Origin of the sequence: Anaerococcus sp. Marseille-P3915 (assembly GCF_900258475.1) — a bacterium.
In the GTDB taxonomy this organism is placed as follows: domain Bacteria; phylum Bacillota; class Clostridia; order Tissierellales; family Peptoniphilaceae; genus Anaerococcus; species Anaerococcus kampingae.
On the sequence record NZ_LT984887.1, the window covers coordinates 1,553,286 to 1,571,213 of the forward strand.

General features: G+C 36.9%; 12 protein-coding genes. 7 read left to right on the forward strand and 5 right to left on the reverse strand.

Going from position 1 to position 17,928, the window contains the following annotated elements:
- The first annotated feature begins 22 nt into the window (after positions 1–22).
- The 3 genes from C8269_RS07695 (at position 23) to C8269_RS07705 (ending at position 8,227) form a co-directional block, all read left to right on the forward strand.
- Positions 23–2,695, forward strand: coding sequence for a cation-translocating P-type ATPase (locus C8269_RS07695; protein ID WP_106461099.1), 2,673 nt, complete (start codon positions 23–25; stop codon positions 2,693–2,695).
- 143 nt (positions 2,696–2,838) lie between these two features.
- Positions 2,839–4,953: a GH92 family glycosyl hydrolase gene (locus C8269_RS07700; protein ID WP_106461100.1), complete on the forward strand. Its 2,115-nt coding sequence runs from the start codon at positions 2,839–2,841 to the stop codon at positions 4,951–4,953.
- A complete protein-coding gene (locus C8269_RS07705) occupies positions 4,943–8,227 on the forward strand; it encodes a glycoside hydrolase family 2 TIM barrel-domain containing protein (RefSeq protein WP_106461101.1) in 3,285 nt (1,094 codons plus the stop codon). The genes C8269_RS07700 and C8269_RS07705 overlap by 11 nt, the downstream gene beginning before the upstream one ends.
- 50 nt (positions 8,228–8,277) lie before the next feature.
- Here C8269_RS07705 and C8269_RS07710 read toward each other — a convergent pair whose 3' ends face one another.
- Both C8269_RS07710 and C8269_RS07715 read right to left on the reverse strand, forming a co-directional pair.
- The gene (locus tag C8269_RS07710) at positions 8,278–8,838 is read right to left on the reverse strand and encodes a chromate transporter (RefSeq protein WP_106461102.1); all 561 of its coding nucleotides are present in this window, start codon (positions 8,836–8,838) and stop codon (positions 8,278–8,280) included.
- Entirely contained in the window at positions 8,831–9,367 is a 537-nt protein-coding gene (locus C8269_RS07715) for a chromate transporter (RefSeq protein WP_106461103.1), read from the reverse strand. The genes C8269_RS07710 and C8269_RS07715 overlap by 8 nt, the downstream gene beginning before the upstream one ends.
- A gap of 239 nt (positions 9,368–9,606) precedes the next feature.
- Between C8269_RS07715 and C8269_RS07720 the strand changes: the two genes are divergently transcribed.
- Positions 9,607–10,443 carry a glucosaminidase domain-containing protein gene (locus C8269_RS07720; protein WP_106461104.1) on the forward strand — a complete coding sequence of 279 codons (837 nt, stop codon included), beginning with the start codon at positions 9,607–9,609 and terminating at the stop codon, positions 10,441–10,443.
- A 108-nt stretch (positions 10,444–10,551) separates the two neighbouring features.
- Positions 10,552–11,211: an HAD family hydrolase gene (locus C8269_RS07725; RefSeq protein ID WP_106461105.1), complete on the forward strand. Its 660-nt coding sequence runs from the start codon at positions 10,552–10,554 to the stop codon at positions 11,209–11,211.
- Between the two features lie 46 nt (positions 11,212–11,257).
- Here the strand turns inward: C8269_RS07725 and larA are convergent, their stop codons facing one another.
- Together larA and C8269_RS07735 are read right to left on the reverse strand one after the other, a co-directional pair.
- Positions 11,258–12,535, reverse strand: a complete 1,278-nt coding sequence (larA, locus tag C8269_RS07730; RefSeq protein ID WP_106461106.1) for a nickel-dependent lactate racemase — start codon at positions 12,533–12,535, stop codon at positions 11,258–11,260.
- 438 nt (positions 12,536–12,973) lie between these two features.
- Entirely contained in the window at positions 12,974–14,317 is a 1,344-nt protein-coding gene (locus C8269_RS07735) for an MATE family efflux transporter (protein WP_106461107.1), read from the reverse strand.
- Positions 14,318–14,409: 92 nt separating this feature from the next.
- Here C8269_RS07735 and C8269_RS07740 point away from each other — a divergent pair, with 92 nt between their 5' ends.
- Entirely contained in the window at positions 14,410–15,009 is a 600-nt protein-coding gene (locus C8269_RS07740; RefSeq protein ID WP_106461158.1) for a sugar O-acetyltransferase, read from the forward strand.
- Positions 15,010–15,354: 345 nt separating this feature from the next.
- Complete coding sequence (locus C8269_RS07745) at positions 15,355–16,905, forward strand: MFS transporter (RefSeq protein ID WP_106461108.1); 1,551 nt, start codon at positions 15,355–15,357, stop codon at positions 16,903–16,905.
- Between the two features lie 178 nt (positions 16,906–17,083).
- On the opposite strand, the gene C8269_RS07750 is transcribed toward C8269_RS07745, so the two are convergent.
- On the reverse strand, positions 17,084–17,928 hold an 845-nt coding region (locus tag C8269_RS07750; RefSeq protein ID WP_158698360.1), incomplete at its 5' end, for a transposase.

Genomic DNA, 17,928 nt, shown 5'->3' on the forward strand with positions numbered 1-17,928 from the left:
GCAATAATATTTAGGAGGAATTATGGACTACAAAGGCAGTATTAATGAAATAGTTAAAAAACACGGCACTGATCCCAAACGTGGCTTAACTTCATCTGAAGCTTCTGCTAGACTTGAAAAGTACGGCCCAAATATGATTGAGTCGTCTAATAAAAAGTCTGTTTGGAAGAAAATTTTTGAACAAATCGCTGATCCTATGGTTTTATTACTTATAGCAGCAGCTATTGTTTCAGCTTTCACAGGTGATGCCATCGAGTGTGCGATTATCATTGCAATCGTTGTAATCAATGCAATTATGTCAATTATCCAAGAGGGTAAGGCTGAGGATTCTGTGGCAGCCCTACAAAAGATGAGTTCGCCTGAAGCAACTGTTATTCGTGATGGCAAAAGAGGCCATGTTAAGGCTGAGGACCTTGTCCCTGGCGATATAGTTGTACTTGAAACAGGTGATATCATCCCTGCTGATATGAGACTTATTGAGACATCTAACCTTAAGATAGATGAATCTTCTCTAACAGGTGAATCAGTAGCTGTTGAAAAGGATGCATCTTTTACAACTAATGAAGATGTAGGTATTGGCGATAGAGAAAACTACGCTCACTCATCATCTATTGTTACTTATGGACACGGTATCGGCCTTATTACAGGCACAGGATCAAATACAGAAATTGGTAAGATTGCAACAAGTCTGGATGAGGTTGAAGATAAGGATACCCCTCTTCAAAACCAACTTAAAAAACTTTCAAAGGTTCTTGCTATCCTTGTAATCGTGGTATGTATAGCTGTATTTGCTGTAGGCTACCTAAGGGGCGGAGCAGACTTACTTGAAAACTTCATGATAGCAGTATCTCTTGCAGTTGCTGCAATTCCAGAGGGTCTAACAGCTGTTGTTACAATAGTTTTATCAATCGGTATGAATAGAATGGCAGAAAGAAAGGCCATTGTTAAAAACCTACTTTCTGTAGAAACTCTAGGCTCAACCACAGCTATCTGCTCAGATAAAACAGGTACCCTTACTCAAAACGAAATGACTATCACCAAAATCTATACCAATGACAAAGAATACGAGGTAGAAGGTTCTGGTTATAAGCCAGAAGGTGACATCAGAGATGAAGAAAAAGAAGTTGTTGATGGTGATGACCAAATCAAGCTTCTAATGACCATAGCATCCTTATGTAATGATGCTAACTTAATTCGTGATGGCGAAGAATACAAGATTACAGGTGATCCAACCGAAGGTGCAATGCTTACCTTTGCCGAAAAATGGAACATCAACCAAGAAGATCTAAATGAAAAACACCCTAGAATCCAAGAAATACCTTTCGATTCTACTAGAAAAATGATGACAACCTTCCACGAACTTGACGGCAAATACTATGCCATGACCAAGGGTGCTCCAGATGTCATCATGAAAAATTCATCAAAAATTCTAATTGATGGCAATTTAATCGAATTTTCTGATGCAAAGAGAAAAGAGCTTGCTGATGAAAATAACGACCTAGCCAGCCAAGCCCTAAGGGTAATGGCCTATGCCTTCAAACCTTTAGAAAGCCTTGATACAGACCTTACAACAGAAAATATCGAACACGATATGGTATTTGTTGGTCTAACAGGTATGATTGACCCACCAAGACCAGAAGCAAGAGCAGCAGTCGCAGAATGTCACGCATCAGGAATTGATGTAATCATGATTACAGGCGATTACTTCGAAACAGCCCTTGCCATAGCAAAAGACCTAGGTATAGCGGATTCCCGTGACCAAGCCATGCAAGGTTCTGAACTAAACGATAAGACAGATGCTGAAATCAGAGAGATAGTAAAAACAAAGAGAATCTTTGCCAGAGTATCTCCAGAAAATAAAACTCAGCTTGTAAAAGCCCTACAAGAAAATGATGAGATAGTAGCCATGACAGGCGATGGAGTAAACGATGCTCCAGCTATCAAAAACGCTGACATTGGTATATCAATGGGTATAACAGGAACAGACGTAGCCAAGGATGCTTCAGATATGATTCTTGTAGATGATAACTTCGCAACAATTGTAAATGCAGTAGAAGAAGGAAGAGTAATCTTCTCAAACATCAAAAAGTTTGTATCCTTCCTCTTATCATGTAATATCGCAGAAGTCCTAATAGTGTTTATATCAATACTTCTAGGCCTTCCAAGCCCACTTACCCCTATCCAACTTCTATGGCTAAACCTAGTCACAGATGCCTTCCCAGCCCTAGCCCTAGGTGTTGAACCAGCAGAGCCAGGTCTTATGGAAGAACCACCAAGAGATCCAAGACAATCAATAATCTCAGGTGATGTAAAAACCAACCTAATCCTACAATCAATTTATATTACAATAGCAGTTCTAGCTGCTTATATAGTAGGACTAAAATGGATCTTCCCAGATTCTATAGAAGGTGCCCACACAATGGTATTTGCAACCCTAATCACATCAGAGTTATTAAGGTCTTTCTCAGTAAGAAGTACCAAATACACCCTCAAAGAATTAGGTTTTACAACAAACCCTAACCTAATTAAGGCAGTACTTTTATCATTCTCACTACTATTAGTAGTAATGTATGTACCAGTCTTAACAGAACTCTTTGAGATAGTATCCTTCACATGGGAATGGATCCCAGTTTTAGTACTATCCCTAATCCCATTAGTTTTAGGTGAAATAGGAAAAATCGTAAGAAAAAAATAAGATAAATTTTTATACCAGTCAGGCTTGAGCCAGGCTGGTATTTTTATTTCTAAAATTGATTTTTTCTTTACAAGGAAACCTTTTCTTGTTAGAATTATTATAAACATCTAAGGAATTGACATAAATATTTGAAAGGTAACTTCATGAAAATAATCGATGAAATTTTAAAAGACATAAGATATACGGATACCAGAATAGGAAGCGCGTCAACAAGGGATTTTTCAAACGGCAACACCCTACCCCTTTGTGCAATCCCCCATGGGAATAATTATTTGACCCTAATGACCAGAAATGACCCTAGTTTTTTCTTTCATCCTGAAGATGAAAACTTGATCGCCCTTCGCCTAACCCATCAGCCAAGCCCATGGATGGGTGATTTTTCGCATTTTCAAATCTCTCCTATATTTGATAATAAGGAAAATATTTATGACAAGGACAAATCCATCTTTAGGCCAAATTTTCTAGAAATTTCTTACAAAAATGGTTCAAGGCTTAGAGCATCTATGGATACTTCTTCCGAGATAATTAATTTTGATAGGGTTTCTTCTTTTAAAATCTTTGCAGATGGCCTTACCCTCGATAAGTCTTCAGATTTTATAGAAGGCTATGTAATAAACTATGCAGGTTGTGAAGATGAAAATTTAAAAATGTACATAAAGATTGGCCTTGATGTAGATTTTGATTTTAAAAAAGAAGGAGACATCTACTATGTAAAGCCAAGTAGAGATAGGTTTTCAATAATTTTTGCAACTTCCTTTATTTCAGCAGACCAAGCTAAATTAAATTACAAGCGATCTCCAAAAGACCTTGAAGAATTCTTAAAAAAATCAAAAAAAACCTGGGATAAGTATTTTGATAAATTTAGCCTAGTCCATGATGATTATAAGGATGGGTTCTCAAAATTTACCCCTTATAAAAAAATAGACCAAGTGAAATTTTTCTACCACGCAGTTTACAGGGCCTTTCTCTTTCCTATGAAATTTTATGAGAAAGACGAAAAATCAAATCCAATCTATTATGACACCAAGTCAAAATCTGTAAAAGCTGGCAAATTTTATACAAATATCGGTTTTTGGGATGGGCAAAAGACCCTCTTCCCCCTCCTAAGTCTAGTTGCCATAGATGATTTGGAGGAAATCCTTGAAGGAATTTTAAATTTCTATAGGGATACAGGATTTTTGCCAAAGTGGCTATCACCAGATGAAAGAGGCCTCATGCCAGGGACTTTAGTTGATAATGTGATTGCAGATTGCCTAACAAAGGGCATAGGAAGTCATATGAAGGAAGATTTCCTAAGGGCCATGATTGATACTGCAGAAAAAGAATCAGATAATGACAAATACGGTCGTTATAAGGCCAAAACCTACAGGAAATATGGATATGTTCCTGCAATTTTTCATGAATCTGTAAACCAGAGCCTTGATAATTCTCTTGCTGATTATTCTATAGGAAGGGTAGCTGAACTTTGTGGAAAAATCGACCTAGCAGATAAGTATTACAAATATTCTAGAAATTGGGAAAAGCTCTTTGATCCTGCAAGCAAATTTTTAAGGGCCAAGGATGAAGATGGAAATTTCATAAAAGACTTTGACCCCCTTGCTTGGGGCTCCCCTTATACAGAAGGTTCTGCCTACCAAAATTCCTACAACACCTACCATGATTTTCCAAGGCTTATAGAGCTTTTTGGTTCAAAAAAGGCTTTTGAAAAAAGACTAGATGAAATAGCAAATGCTGATTCAATCTACCATGTAGGCTCCTACGGTTATGACATCCACGAGATGGTTGAGATGCATGATGCCCACCTTGGTCAAATTGCTATCTCCAACCAACCATCCTTCCACTTGCCTTATCTTTATAATCTTATCGGAAAATATCATAAGACAGAGCTCATAGTTAAGACAATCATGAGGAATTATTTTTCCTATAGCTTTGATGGCTTCCCAGGAGATGAGGACAACGGGTCAATGGCAGCTTGGTACATCCTCTCAGCCATGGGCATCTACCCACTTTGTCCAGGATCTGGGACTTATCAAATTGGAATAGGATTTTTTGATAAGATGAAGGTCAAACTCTCTAATGGAAATATCTTAGAGATTGAAACTAAGGAAAATTATCCCCACAAAAATTTCCTAGAAAATCTTAATATCGACGGCAAGCCATTCAAATCCAAAGAAATAAGCCACCAAGATTTAATAAAAGTAAAGAAGATTAGCTTCAGACTAAATCTCTTACCAAGCGAGGAAGCTTATGAAAACTAAACACTTTACAGAAAAAATCGATGCCAACAGGAGACTTTATAAATTAAATAAAAATTGGCGCCATGCCCTTGGAGAAGCTCCAGGCTTTTACAAGCCTGACTTTGATGATTCAAGCTGGGAGATCGTAGATATCCCCCACGACTATTCGATTAATAGGAATTATTCAAGGGCAGGTGAGGCCCAATCTGCCTACAAATTAGCTGGCATCGGCCTTTATAGGAAGTCATTTTATATAGGGGATAAAAAACAAGTCCTAATCGCCTTTGATGGTATCTACTGCGACTGTGACATTTACCTAAACGGGAAATTTCTTGCCAGCCACCATCACGGCTATGCACCATTTATGATTGACCTTACTGATTTTCTCTATTACGATAGGGAAAATATCTTGGCTATAAGGGTTGATAATCCAATCCCCACCAGTCGCTGGTATTCAGGTTCTGGCATCTTTAGAGATGTGGACCTAATCCTTGCAGATGACATTTACTTTAAAGAAATAAAAATAAATGACATTGGTCTTGAGGAAAATAAGGCTGATGTCACTTTAAAAATCAAGGCCAATCTAGAAAATAAAGGCAAAAACCAAGAAAAAATAAGAATAAACCACAAGATCCTTTATGATGACAAGATTATCAAAACTTATGAGTCAGAGGATTTTACAATAAATCCTACAGAAGATTTTAATATAGAAAGCAATTTTCAAATAAAATACCCTAAAATTTGGCAGCCAGACTCCCCACATCTTTATAAAATTCAATCGACTATAGAAAAAAATGGACAAGTCCTTGATATAGTCACAAACGACTACGGCTTTAGGTATTTCTCCGCATCTAGCCAAAGCGGCCTTAAATTAAATGGCAAAGCTATCAAGCTTAAGGCAGTCTGCCTCCACCACGACCAAGGATCCTTAGGTGCAGCCGACCACTATAGGGCGATTTTAAGACAGGTCCTCATAATGAAAGATATGGGAGCAAATGCCATAAGGGTTACCCACAATCCTGCCTCATCAAAGCTAATCGATATAGCCAACAAATACGGCATCCTCCTCATCGAAGAAATCTTTGATGGGTGGATAATGGATAAAAACAACGACTACAATGATTATTCGAGGTTTTTTGATAAAAAAATAGGCCCAAGCCATCTTTTAAATTCTAAAGAAGAAATGACCCGGGCTGAATATGACCTAAAGGAAACTCTAAGGAGAGACTACAATTCACCAGCCATCATCGCCTATTCTCTGGGCAATGAACTCATGTGCGGGACCAACCAAAGCAAGAGAAAAGACTATCCAAAAATAACCAAAAATCTTCTTGACCGGGCAAGGGAGATTGACCAGAAAAGATATCTTACAATAGGTGATAACTCCCTAAGAGATGGCTATGACCCAATCCTTCTTGAAATCGAAGAAGAAATCACTAAGAACAAGGGTCTTGTAGGCCTAAATTATTGTTATGGCGAAAAATATGACCAAATCCACAAAGATTATCCACATTGGATCCTTTGGCAATCTGAATCAGCCTCATCCATCAACTCCAGGGCCAGCTACGATAGACTTGGAGGAGATTTGAGGGATGATTTCAGACTAACATCCTTTGATGATTCAAAGGTCGCTTGGGGAAATCTAGCATCAGAGGCTTGGTATGATGTCATAAATCGTGATTTCATAATGGGCGAGGCCATTTGGACAGGCTTTGACTACCTAGGAGAACCCACTCCTTATAATGCTATAGCAAGAGGATATCCTTATGGGGAAAAAGCCCCAAGGTCTTCATTCTTTGGCATAGTCGATACAGCCGGCTTTGCCAAGGATTCCTATTATTTTTATAGGGCCCAGTGGAATGATAAGGATACAACCACCCACCTTCTGCCTTCTTGGAATGACAAAGAACTTGGATCTTTTACAGAAAATGTACCTCTTACTGTCTATACCAACGCCTGGGCTGTAGAGCTAATCTTTACAGACTCCAAAGGCAATAGACAATCTCTCGGCAAAAAATACATGGAGGAAGTAAAAACTCCTGCAGGTTTTACCTACAAAAAACTAAAAGGAGAAAGTGGTCACAAGGCCCTCTACATGACTTGGCACCTACCTTATGAAAAGGGAAAAATCGAGGCAATCTCCTATGACAAGAATGGTAAAATAATAGAAAATACATTGGGCAGGTCAAAAATATGGACACCAGGAGATAAAACTTTCATAAAGCTAGAATCCTTTTATCCTTATTTTTCTGATGGCTGTAAAAAAATAAATTATATAGCAATCGACCTTGTCGATAAAAATAGCCAAATAAAAACAGATGCAAGGGATGAAATATTTGTAGAAGTCTCTAAAAACGCAAGAATTCTCGCCCTAGACTCAGGTTTTCAAACAGACCATGAGCCCTTTAAAACAAAGCACAAAAAAGCCTACGGTGGAAGGCTACTTGCCATAATAGAGGCAATAGGTGCCGGTCCTGTCGTAGTCAAGGCTTATGGGGCAAATATACAAAAAACTCAAATAGAAATAGAATCAAGAGGAGAATTTAAAAAAGACCAAAGCGTAGAATATGAGAAGTATCTTCTTGCACTTGATAAGGAAAATTATCCAGAAATATTCACCAAAGATGCTAAAACTTGGGAGCTAATAGAAATCAATAAAGACGATGATTTTGCAAGCTATGAGAGCTTTGATGAAAATATTCCTATAAATCTTTATATAAAGAATCTAAAAAAAGACTCTAGGCTTATGACCTATGAAATGGGAATTTTTGAAGGAGAAGACCCAGTCCTTCCCAAATCTCTACCTCTAATAGATGATGAGGGGAAAATTATCTACCATGGCAAGAATATAGAATATGATAATTTTGATGAAGATGATTTTATAAAAAATGACTCCTACCTAATTAAATCAAGTCTTGACCTTTGTGGAAAAACCTATCATGGAAAGGTAAAAATCAACAAGCTAGTAGAAAAATACAGGCTAGATGCCTATATAGAAGACTTTGCCTTAAGGCAAGCAAAAAACGAAAGCGAAGCCTTCTTCGCCTTTGACACCCAGCAGGTCTTTAGCCAAATAGAAATAATTTCAACGGATTCCTTAGAAGATATAAGCTTTCTAATCGGAGAAAGCGAGGATGAAGATAGTTTTAAAGTCATCAGACCAGAAAAAACTATAAAAGAAGCATGCAAAACCACCTATGATTTTGGAATCTTTTCCGCAACCTTCATAAAAATAAAGGGAAGATTAAAAAATATCGATAAAATCCTCCTAAGGTCACTAAGGATAAAATTATAAAAAATCTCCATGACCAGGGATCCCTTGGTCATGGAGATTTTAAAAATTATTTAAAGGGCAAAGATTACCCCGCACAAGGCTCCAGCTCCTATGATCCATAGTGGGTGGAGTTTTTTAAATTTAAACATGATTCCTAAAAATATAGCAAAAAGGGCTATTGGTAGGGGCCTAATAAGGTCTGTTATATTTCCGCTTTGCCTAAATAAGTCTAGGTCAAATAGGGTTATGACAAGGACTGATGCCATAGCACCAAGTATTAGGCCAGCTGTAGCTGGTCTTAGGGTGGAAAAGGCATCTGCCACTAGCTTTGAATTTTTGAATTTACTCATCATCCTTGCAATTATTAAAATTATAATGATAGGTCCTGCAATTAAGGAAAGGGTTGCTAAAATTCCACCAAGAGGACCGTAGGCCTTGTTGCCAGCATAGGTTGCCATATTTATTCCGATGGCCCCTGGTGTAGATTCTGAAACTGCAATCATATCCAAAAGCTCTTCGCTTGTAAAATATCCGTACTTCTCTCCCATGTCTTGAAGGAAGGGAATTGTCGCCATTCCCCCACCTACTGCAAAAAGTCCTGTCTTAAAAAATTCCCACATTAATCTAAGCATTTTTCACCCTCCCAAGTCCTATACCAAGGCCTGCTACGATTACTACAATAAGAATTGGCGATAGGTCAAAGACCCCAATAGCCAAAAAGGTAAGGATAAAAATCAAAAATTTCATACTTGTATTGGCATTTTTCTTCACCATATTAATCACCGAATACAAAACAAGGGCAGATACGGCTATGCGGATGCCGGAAAAGGCGTGCTGAATCCACACAATATGGGAAAAATTCTTAAGAAAACCTGCTATAAGTGTAATTATAATGACAGATGGGCTAATAAAGCCAAGACTTGCCACAAGGCCTCCCATGTCCCCTGCCATCTTGTATCCGCAAAAAGTGGATGTATTTATAGCAATAATCCCAGGTGTCGATTGGCCGATGGCATAATAATCAAGGATTTCCTCGCTGGTGGCCCAGGATTTCTTATCAACCAATTCCTTTTCAAGCAAGGGCAGCATAGCATAGCCCCCACCAAAGGTAAAAAGGCCAATTTTAAAAAAAGTTATATATAAGTCTAAAAGTATGTTCATAACTAATTTCCTTTCGATTTATTCAAAAATCATCTTGCTTTGATTATATAACAAGCCGATAATTTCTCAAGATTGACCACTATCCTAGGTTTTTAATTTATTTTGTAATATTTAACCCCTAAATATAGGGTTTTTATTAGTATTTGTAAACTATTTGTAAATATTTTGTAATTCTTTTGTTGACATTTCCATAAATATGGTATAGAATATAAACTATCGTTAAGAAATTAGGAGATAATATGAAGAATTTTAAATACATAATAGCAGGAGCAATATTTTTTGCAAGCCTGACAAAACCAGCCTTTGCTGCAGAAGATGTAACAGCTACAAAGGCAGAAACAGTAGTTTATTATGACCAAACTAGCCTTGACATAGAAGAAATTAAAGAATCTAGCGAAAAAGGCCAAGAAAACTTAGAACAAACCATCATCAAACCTACCCTTTATAAGGAAGCAAACGAAGTTGATGTAAAGGAAGAGAAGAAAGAAGAAGATCACCCTGATAGGATAGAAATCACTGGTACAAGCAAGAATGCAACAGGTAATGAAGATGAACCAGGCAGAGTTGCTTGGAGAGGCTACAGACAAGGTATTATTTCAAATTTTGATATCCGTACCGAAAACCCTGACCATATTGACGGAGCCTACATTGACCGTTTCCTAGAAAAGAGAGGGCACTATTCAGCTCTTAAGGGATATGGTGATACAATCATGAAATATTCTCAAAAATACGGCATCAACGTTGGAATATTCATGGGACAAATCGCTAAGGAAACAACTTTCGGCAAAAATCCTGCAGGCGGAAAATACAATTTCGGATCTATCCGTTATTACAAGGGCGGCTATGGTTCTGAATATGGCTATGCTTACGCTGGCAGATCTAAATGGATCAACCCACCAACAGTTGAAGCAGGGGTTGAGGTCCTTTTTAAACTAATGCGTGAAGGCTATGCAAACAAGGGCTACACATCTTATAAGTCCTTTATCAATAGATATTCACCAGCCTTTGAAAATAACCACAGATCATTTGAACAATTAGCTGTCGGCACAATGAATGCCCTAGCTATCCCATATTAAAAATTGCAGTCTAAGCGAAAGTTTAGGCTGTTTTTAATTGCCTTTATTATAAAAATCCTATAAAATATATATAAGCAGCAAATCACCCACAAAATAGAAAGGACCTTAATGAAAAAACTAATATTTGACGTAGATGGAACAATACTTGATTCAATGCACATATGGATTAAGCCACAAAACGAACTTTTTTCCAAATATGGCTTTAAGCTTGAGGATTTATCAAAAGAAGAAAAGGGCAAAATCGAAGCCCTATCCTTTGAGGCTATGTGCGTCTATATAGCCGATGAAATAGCCAAAGATATGACAGCCCAAGAAGTCATGGACCACTTTGATGACATAATTACAGATGGTTATAAAAATACCCTTATGCCAAAAAAAGGAGCAAAAGAAATTCTCAAAAAACTTAAGGATGCTGGATTTTCAATGTCAGTAGCATCTTCTACTCCCTATCCTTACTTAGAAATGGCCCTAAAAAGGCTAGAAATCTTTGATTATTTCGACTTTTTCGCCACACCTGACCTCTTGGATATGAAAAAATCAGACCCAGACTATTGGCACTATATAATCAAAAAACACGGAGCACAGGCGTCAGACTGCATACTCTTTGACGATGCCCTCTATGCTATAAAGGCTGCAGGCAAGGAAGGAATAAAGACAGTAGGCCTTAAGGACTTCCCATGGAATGAAAATGAATGGGAAGACATAAAAAAAGAAGCCGACCTAGTAATGGATACAATAGTAGAAATAAATATAGAAAATCTAAAATAAGTAACAAAGACCGACTATTTTTAGCCGGTCTTTTGCATATCTCATTTTATTTCTTTTTATTAACAATTACAGATACCCCATCTGGCACGAAGGCTATACGGGAATCTTCTCCCTTGATTTCTTTAGCTCTTGCTAGGGCTTGGTCTAAGTTTTCTGCATATTCCATATGCATATTCTCAATTAGTTCTTTGTTTGATGGGTCAGTTACAAATATTACCTTGTGGCGAACTAGGATTCTTGCAAGGATTTGGATTTCCCATTGGTCTGCTATGGTTTCTTCCATTGGAATTTGTAGAACCCTGTCTTCTACTTCCTTAGGGCTTTTGGCATCTCTAAAGGTCTCATAGAAGCTTTGACCACCGTGGCCGTCATTACATCTGGATATTTCAATTATAACCCCGTCATCAGCTGCAGCTGCTTCTGCTGCTGTCATTGATTTGACTGATTGGTAGACATTTTGATCAAGCGGATAACCACCATTTGTTGTAATGGCAATATCTGCATTTACTCCTTCAACAGTAGAAAGTTTCCTTACAAATTCACAACCTGTAGCGTGGGCTGTCACCTTATCTCCTGCAAAGGCATTTATTATCTTCTTATCGGCATCTATTACAACGTTTAATATAAAGGCAAGGCCTGCCTTATTGGCTGCATATTCCATATCCTTGTGGATTGGGTTTTCCTTAAGGATACCTGTTCTTGAATAATCACTTGCAATAAATTTAGAGCAGTGGTTGGCAAATACAGTCTTTTGGCTAGCAATACCAGGAAGTATTGACTTTCTTCCTCCAGAGAAACCTGCAAAGAAATGTGGCTCGATAAAGCCTTCTGAAATAAGCAAATCACAATCAACAGCAATTTTATTAATAAGTAATTTTCCGCCAGATGGCAAGGTTCCAAGGTCAACCATATCCTCATCTTTTGATGAGATGTGGTTTACGATTTTTTCATTTTCAACAATTTCCTTGCCAAATTTAGAGATCATCTCTTCCTTAGTAGTTGGCCTATGGAAGCCTGTAGCTATAAGGATTGTAATATCAGCATCTGGATTTCCCTTTCTAATTTCTTCAAGCAAAATCGGAAGGGTAATAGCTGATGGTACTGGCCTTGTGTGGTCAGATGTTATAAGGGTAATTTTATTCTTGCCCTTGGCTAAATCTCTTAGCTTTTCTGAATCGATTGGATTTTCTAGGGCATCCCTAACCAAGTCTTCCTGACTTTTTGGAGCCTTATATGTATGAGCAGCGCTTTCAAGGACAAAAACCTTATCATCTACTTCTTTTTCTATAAATTCTTTGCCATAAGGCAATCTAATACTTCTCACTTAGTCCTCCTTGTAATTATGTATACTATTATAATATTACAAAAAAACAATTCTGTAAACCTTTTCTTCTACGAAGAAAGCTTATTTTTATAAAATTCAAACATATTCTTTTCTTTAAAATTCATTCTTTAATAATATAATATTAGCATCTCCTAAAAAAGAGGTGATAATCATGGAGATAACACTATTCTTATTGGAAAATTTATTTTTTCCCTTGTTAGTAGCGATCATTTTCAAATATATTGAAAAATATATAGAAAACAAAACTAATAACAAGTAAGAAAAAGGCAGTAGCTGGGAACTACTGCCTTTTTTAATTATTGATTCTCATGGAGAATCGCACTATTCTCTTTATTCCTTGAGCATATCAAGGGCTTTATAAGAGGTCGCTCTCTTACCATAATTATATTATTAGTTATTATTTTTGCAAGTCTTATCTCACTTATACAAATATTTCTTAAGCTTCCTATAAATAAGGCTTGTCGCCAAAAGGCCCTTAACAATAGAGGTAGCACTCATAGCAATCCACACTCCGTAGACCCCTACCAGAGGCATAAGGACAATCGCTATAGGGACCCTAAAGATATTTGAAAGGACCCCAAGGGCCGCCGGAGTCTTGGTATCACTCATTCCATTAAAACATCCTGCCAGGCCAATTTCTACAGACATGAAGACTTGGGAAAGACCTAGAATAAATAAATAAGCAGCACCAAGCTTAATTGCCTCCCCATCTCCAGGTGTAAAAATACTGAAAAGTTTAAACCTAAAAATAATTAAGACAAGGCTTGCTACAAGGCCGATAAAGGCCACAAGTTTGAAGGATTCCTTTATAGAATCTCTTACTCTCTCCTTATTTTTTGCTCCATAGTTTTGTGCCACAAGGGCCTGGATCCCAACCTGGATACCCTCGGTTGTATTCCATGAAATAGACTCAAGCTGAGCTCCGATTGAAGCAACAGCAACAGGTTTTGGTCCAAAAGATGACATAAACCTATTAAGAACCATAGAAATAGTCGCATGGAAGGCTGAAAGTGTAGCCGCAGGAAGTCCCAGCTTAAAAATCTCAAGCTGCCAATTTTCCCTATAATCAATCTCCTTAAGGGCTGACTTGATTATCCCATCCTTAGAAAAGACAACAATTAAATAAATAGCAACCACCACAAACTGGCTAAAAACCGTGGCAATTGCAGCACCCTTAGCCCCAAGTCCAGGAATTGGGCCAAAGCCAAAGATAAGAACAGGGTCAAGAATAATATTAATCACAAGACCAACAGCATTAATCACAAAAGGAGTGAAGGAATCCCCCAAGGATGTGAAAGACTGGGTAAGCATGGGTCCAATGAAAAATAAAATCATACCAAGAGCCACAACAAAAAAATAATCCTTAGCACAAGCCTCTGCTACATCTCCCAGCTTATAAAACTCAATAAAAACATTCTTTACAAGCAAGCAAAAAGTCGTAAAAACAAGACCCATAATAAGAGCCTGGATAAAGCCGTTATTAATAATCCTAATCGTCTCATCTTCCCTATCAGACCCATAGGCCTGGGAAGCATAAACTCCCATCCCTACCTTAGGAATAAGGACAATAGAATTGCCAATCCAAAAAATAAAGCCTGCAATCCCAACACCTGCCACAGCATCAGTACCAAGCCTAGCAATCCAAATCGTATCTACAAAACCATAGGCAATCTGAATAAAGGCAGTAAGGGCAAGCGGCAAGGACAGGCGAAGGAGGGTAGGCCTAATCTCCCCTGTCAATAAATTTACTTTCCTATTCATAAGTCAACCTTTCTATATATCTAATCTAATTTTATTATCATACTAATAAAAAAGGCAATTGTCATATTTTTTCTAAGATGTATATTGTAGATATGACAAATAGAGAAAAAATGCAAGCAGGCGACCTTTATAAGGTAGATGAAGATCTCCAAATTTCCCTATCAGCCTGCTGGGAAAAATTATTAAAATTCAATAAGTCAAAATCCTACCAAGAAATGCAGGCCAATCTTAAAGATATCCTAGGAAAAATCGGTGAAGGCTCGCAAATCCTCCCACCCTTCAGATGCAATTATGGAAATCACATCGAAATAGGCCAAAACTCCTTCATAAACTTCGGAGTAGCCATGATAGATGTAGGCAAAATAATAATAGGAAATCACGTCCTAATAGGACCAAACACCGGCATCTACACAGCCATCCATCCCATAGATCCAGAAATTAGGGCTAAGGGTATCCAAAAGGCAAGGCCAATAATAATAGAAGATAAGGCCTGGATAGGAGGATCTGTAACACTCCTTCCTGGAGTAAAAATCGGTTATGGAGCAATAGTAGGGGCAGGGTCTGTAGTCACAAAAGATGTACCAGCCATGACTATAGTGGCGGGCAATCCCGCTAAGATAATCAGAGAGATAAACGAAGAAGATGAGATATATTGGAAGGACCAGTACGAAAAATATCTTGAAGAGCTTTAATCTAATAATTCTTTTAAAGAAAGTATAATAAATTCATCATAAATCAAAGGGTAAGCAAGCTAGCTTACTCTTTTTTTGCACGCTTTTAAGTCTTTGCTTGTAAATCGCAATCTCTTTCTAAAATTAAACCTTGATGAATATAAATTATCGATTTCCTAAATATAATTTTCTTTTTTTACTTAAATTTTAACTTTTGTTATTTTTCTAGGAAAAGGCTTGACAAGGCTTAAAATAGGTAATATACTATAAGTGTCGTAAGCGGTTACATCGCTAGAATTATAGGCCTTGAGTGCATTGATACATAATAATTTTAAGCAAACCGCTAATATTTTATTAGGAGAAAAAATGACAGACAAGAAAGTAATTGTAGACGGTCATGAGACCTCGGCCTATCACCAGGCGAAATTATGGGAAATCGCTCTATTTTCACTAAACAATAGTGCATCAAACCTCTATCTTTTCGCTTATGGTTTCTTAGGTTTTTATGCAACAGGTATTGCTGGTTTAACAACCGTGCTAATAGCAAGTGTTTTAGGCCTTGCTAGGTTATTTGATGGTCTTATAGACCCTGCCATTGGTGTAGCTATTGATAATATCAATACCAAGTGGGGACGTTATAGACCTATCATGCTCTTATCTAACTTAGGATTGATTTTATCTTTTATCTTCCTATTTAATATCCACAACCTACCTATCCCAACCATGTTGGCCCTATTTATTGGTTTGATTTTTCACAAGATCGTATATTCATTCCAACAAACAGTAACCAAGGCTGCTCAAGCATCCCTTACAAATGATCCAGCTCAAAGACCACTATTTTCAGTCTTTGACTCAATCTTTAGTATAATAGCCTTCACAGGTGGCCAAATATTTGTAACAAGAGTACTTTTCGCTAGAATCGGCGAATACAATATGGAGTTTTACAAGCAATTCCTACCACTAATTATAATTTCATCACTTATTTTCACTATCCTAGCTATGATAGGAATAAGAAGAAAAGATAACAGCAAATACTTTGGTATAGGTGAAGAATCAATAGAGCATAACTCACTTAAGGAATATTTCTCAATCCTAAAGGGCAATAAACCACTTAAAATCCTTGCCCTATGCGGAGCCTTAATTAAGTTCTCTCTAAGTTTAATATCTGACCAAAACTTCCTAGCCATATTCTTTGGTATCCTACTTGGTAACTACATGCTAGCAGGTGATGTATCAGTTTGGTCAATAGCTCCACAGCTATTATTCGTATTCCTATTTACAAGATTGGCACAAAAGAAAGACTTAAAAACATCATATAAGGTATCAGTAACCATAGCTACAGTTGCTATAGCAATTGTCCTTGGCCTTCTATTTATAACACCTGATACAACAACACTTTCAAATATGTCTTGTGTATCAATAATATTCATAGCCCTATGGGTTCTAGCTAGAATAGCTGGTGGTTATCCATCATCCATAGTTCTAACAATGAGTGCTGATATAACTGACTATGTAACAGCTAAAACAGGTAAGTTCGCTCCAGGTCTAATAGGAACAATCTTCTCCCTAACAGACTCAATATCATCATCCTTAGCTCCAGTAGTTATAGGATGGGTTGTAGCTTTAATGGGCTTTAAAGATGCCTATCCACAACCAGGAGATGCCTTAACACCAGCAATCTATAATGGTGGACTAATACTTATAGGAATATCTTTCGCAACCCTATTAGTGACAATGATTTTAATCAGATTCTATCCACTAGATAGGAAAGAAATGGAACTAATTGCAGAAGATATAGCTGTAAGAAAAGAAATCAAAAAAGAAGGTCTTACAGAACAAGAACGTAACGACATCAAGGTAGAAGTAGTAGAAGACGGTATAAAAACAGAATTTAATGAAAATGATTTAAATCTATAAAGATTATTAGGTGATGTTGCAGAATAGTTAAATCTATTCTGCAACATCACTTTTTTTCTCGGATATTTGTATTAAGTAATTTAATTATATAGAGATTTTTAAGGTGAGAATAAATTTTTCCACATTTTCCTTAAAAATAGGCTCACTTAATAAAGCTTATGAAATTAATATTTTTTTCTTAAGCAGCTTTGTATTTTATGATTTCTAAGTTCTTATTTTCTATTTTGGTTGCCAGTTTATTTAAGTTTAGTGCTATTGATAAGAGGCATATTTCACTTATTATATTTTCTTTTCCTCTATGGTGGAATCTGTTGTAGTTTAGTCCTGACTTTATTTTGGAAAATGCTCCTTCAGCTTGGATTGATCTATTTAATCTTTCTTCTATTCCTTGGTCTGATATTATGTTTTCTAATGATTCTTTCCTATATTTTTGGAACGTTTCTGCTATGTAAATGCCTTTAGTTTTTTGACCATCTTTGTTCCGGTCGAAACACCTATAGACTTTTGTGGTTGTTATATATCCACTTTTTCTTTTTCTGTATTTATCATTACATCTTATGAATTCTTTGCCTTCTTTTGATATGTACTTATCTTGAGTTTCATCATAGACTAGGCTTTCCCTGAATTCTTGTTCTTTTTTATATTTTCGTGTTTTTGATTTTTCGTAGTTTGATGGTTTTATGTAGGATGTTAGATTATGCTCAGCTAGATATACATAGTTTTCTTCGCTTTCGTATCCTGCATCTGCTACTATTTTGTCTAGTTCATTTGGATAGGTTGTTTGGAGTTTTGATAAGAATGGTTTTAGGGTGTACATGTCATTTGGATGGTGTGATACATTTTCTCCTATTATGAAACCTGAGGCACTTGCTAATTGGATATTGTATGCTGGCTTAAGTTGACCATTTCTCATGTGGTCTTCTTTCATTCTCATGAAGGTTGCGTCATGGTCTGTTTTTGAGTAGGAGTTTCTGTAATCTCCCATTATTTCTAGGTGTTCTTGATAAGTTTCTAACTTATTTT

Bases quoted from the DNA above. Each gene is read 5' to 3' on its own strand.
- C8269_RS07725 (WP_106461105.1), top strand. From the start codon at position 10,552: ATGAAAAAACTAATATTTGACGTAGATGGAACAATACTTGATTCAATG.
- C8269_RS07705 (WP_106461101.1), top strand. From the start codon at position 4,943: ATGAAAACTAAACACTTTACAGAAAAAATCGATGCCAACAGGAGACTT.
- C8269_RS07695 (WP_106461099.1), top strand. From the start codon at position 23: ATGGACTACAAAGGCAGTATTAATGAAATAGTTAAAAAACACGGCACT.
- C8269_RS07745 (WP_106461108.1), top strand. From the start codon at position 15,355: ATGACAGACAAGAAAGTAATTGTAGACGGTCATGAGACCTCGGCCTAT.
- C8269_RS07700 (WP_106461100.1), top strand. From the start codon at position 2,839: ATGAAAATAATCGATGAAATTTTAAAAGACATAAGATATACGGATACC.
- C8269_RS07740 (WP_106461158.1), top strand. From the start codon at position 14,410: ATGACAAATAGAGAAAAAATGCAAGCAGGCGACCTTTATAAGGTAGAT.
- C8269_RS07735 (WP_106461107.1), bottom strand. From the start codon at position 14,317: ATGAATAGGAAAGTAAATTTATTGACAGGGGAGATTAGGCCTACCCTC.
- C8269_RS07710 (WP_106461102.1), bottom strand. From the start codon at position 8,838: ATGCTTAGATTAATGTGGGAATTTTTTAAGACAGGACTTTTTGCAGTA.
- C8269_RS07715 (WP_106461103.1), bottom strand. From the start codon at position 9,367: ATGAACATACTTTTAGACTTATATATAACTTTTTTTAAAATTGGCCTT.
- C8269_RS07720 (WP_106461104.1), top strand. From the start codon at position 9,607: ATGAAGAATTTTAAATACATAATAGCAGGAGCAATATTTTTTGCAAGC.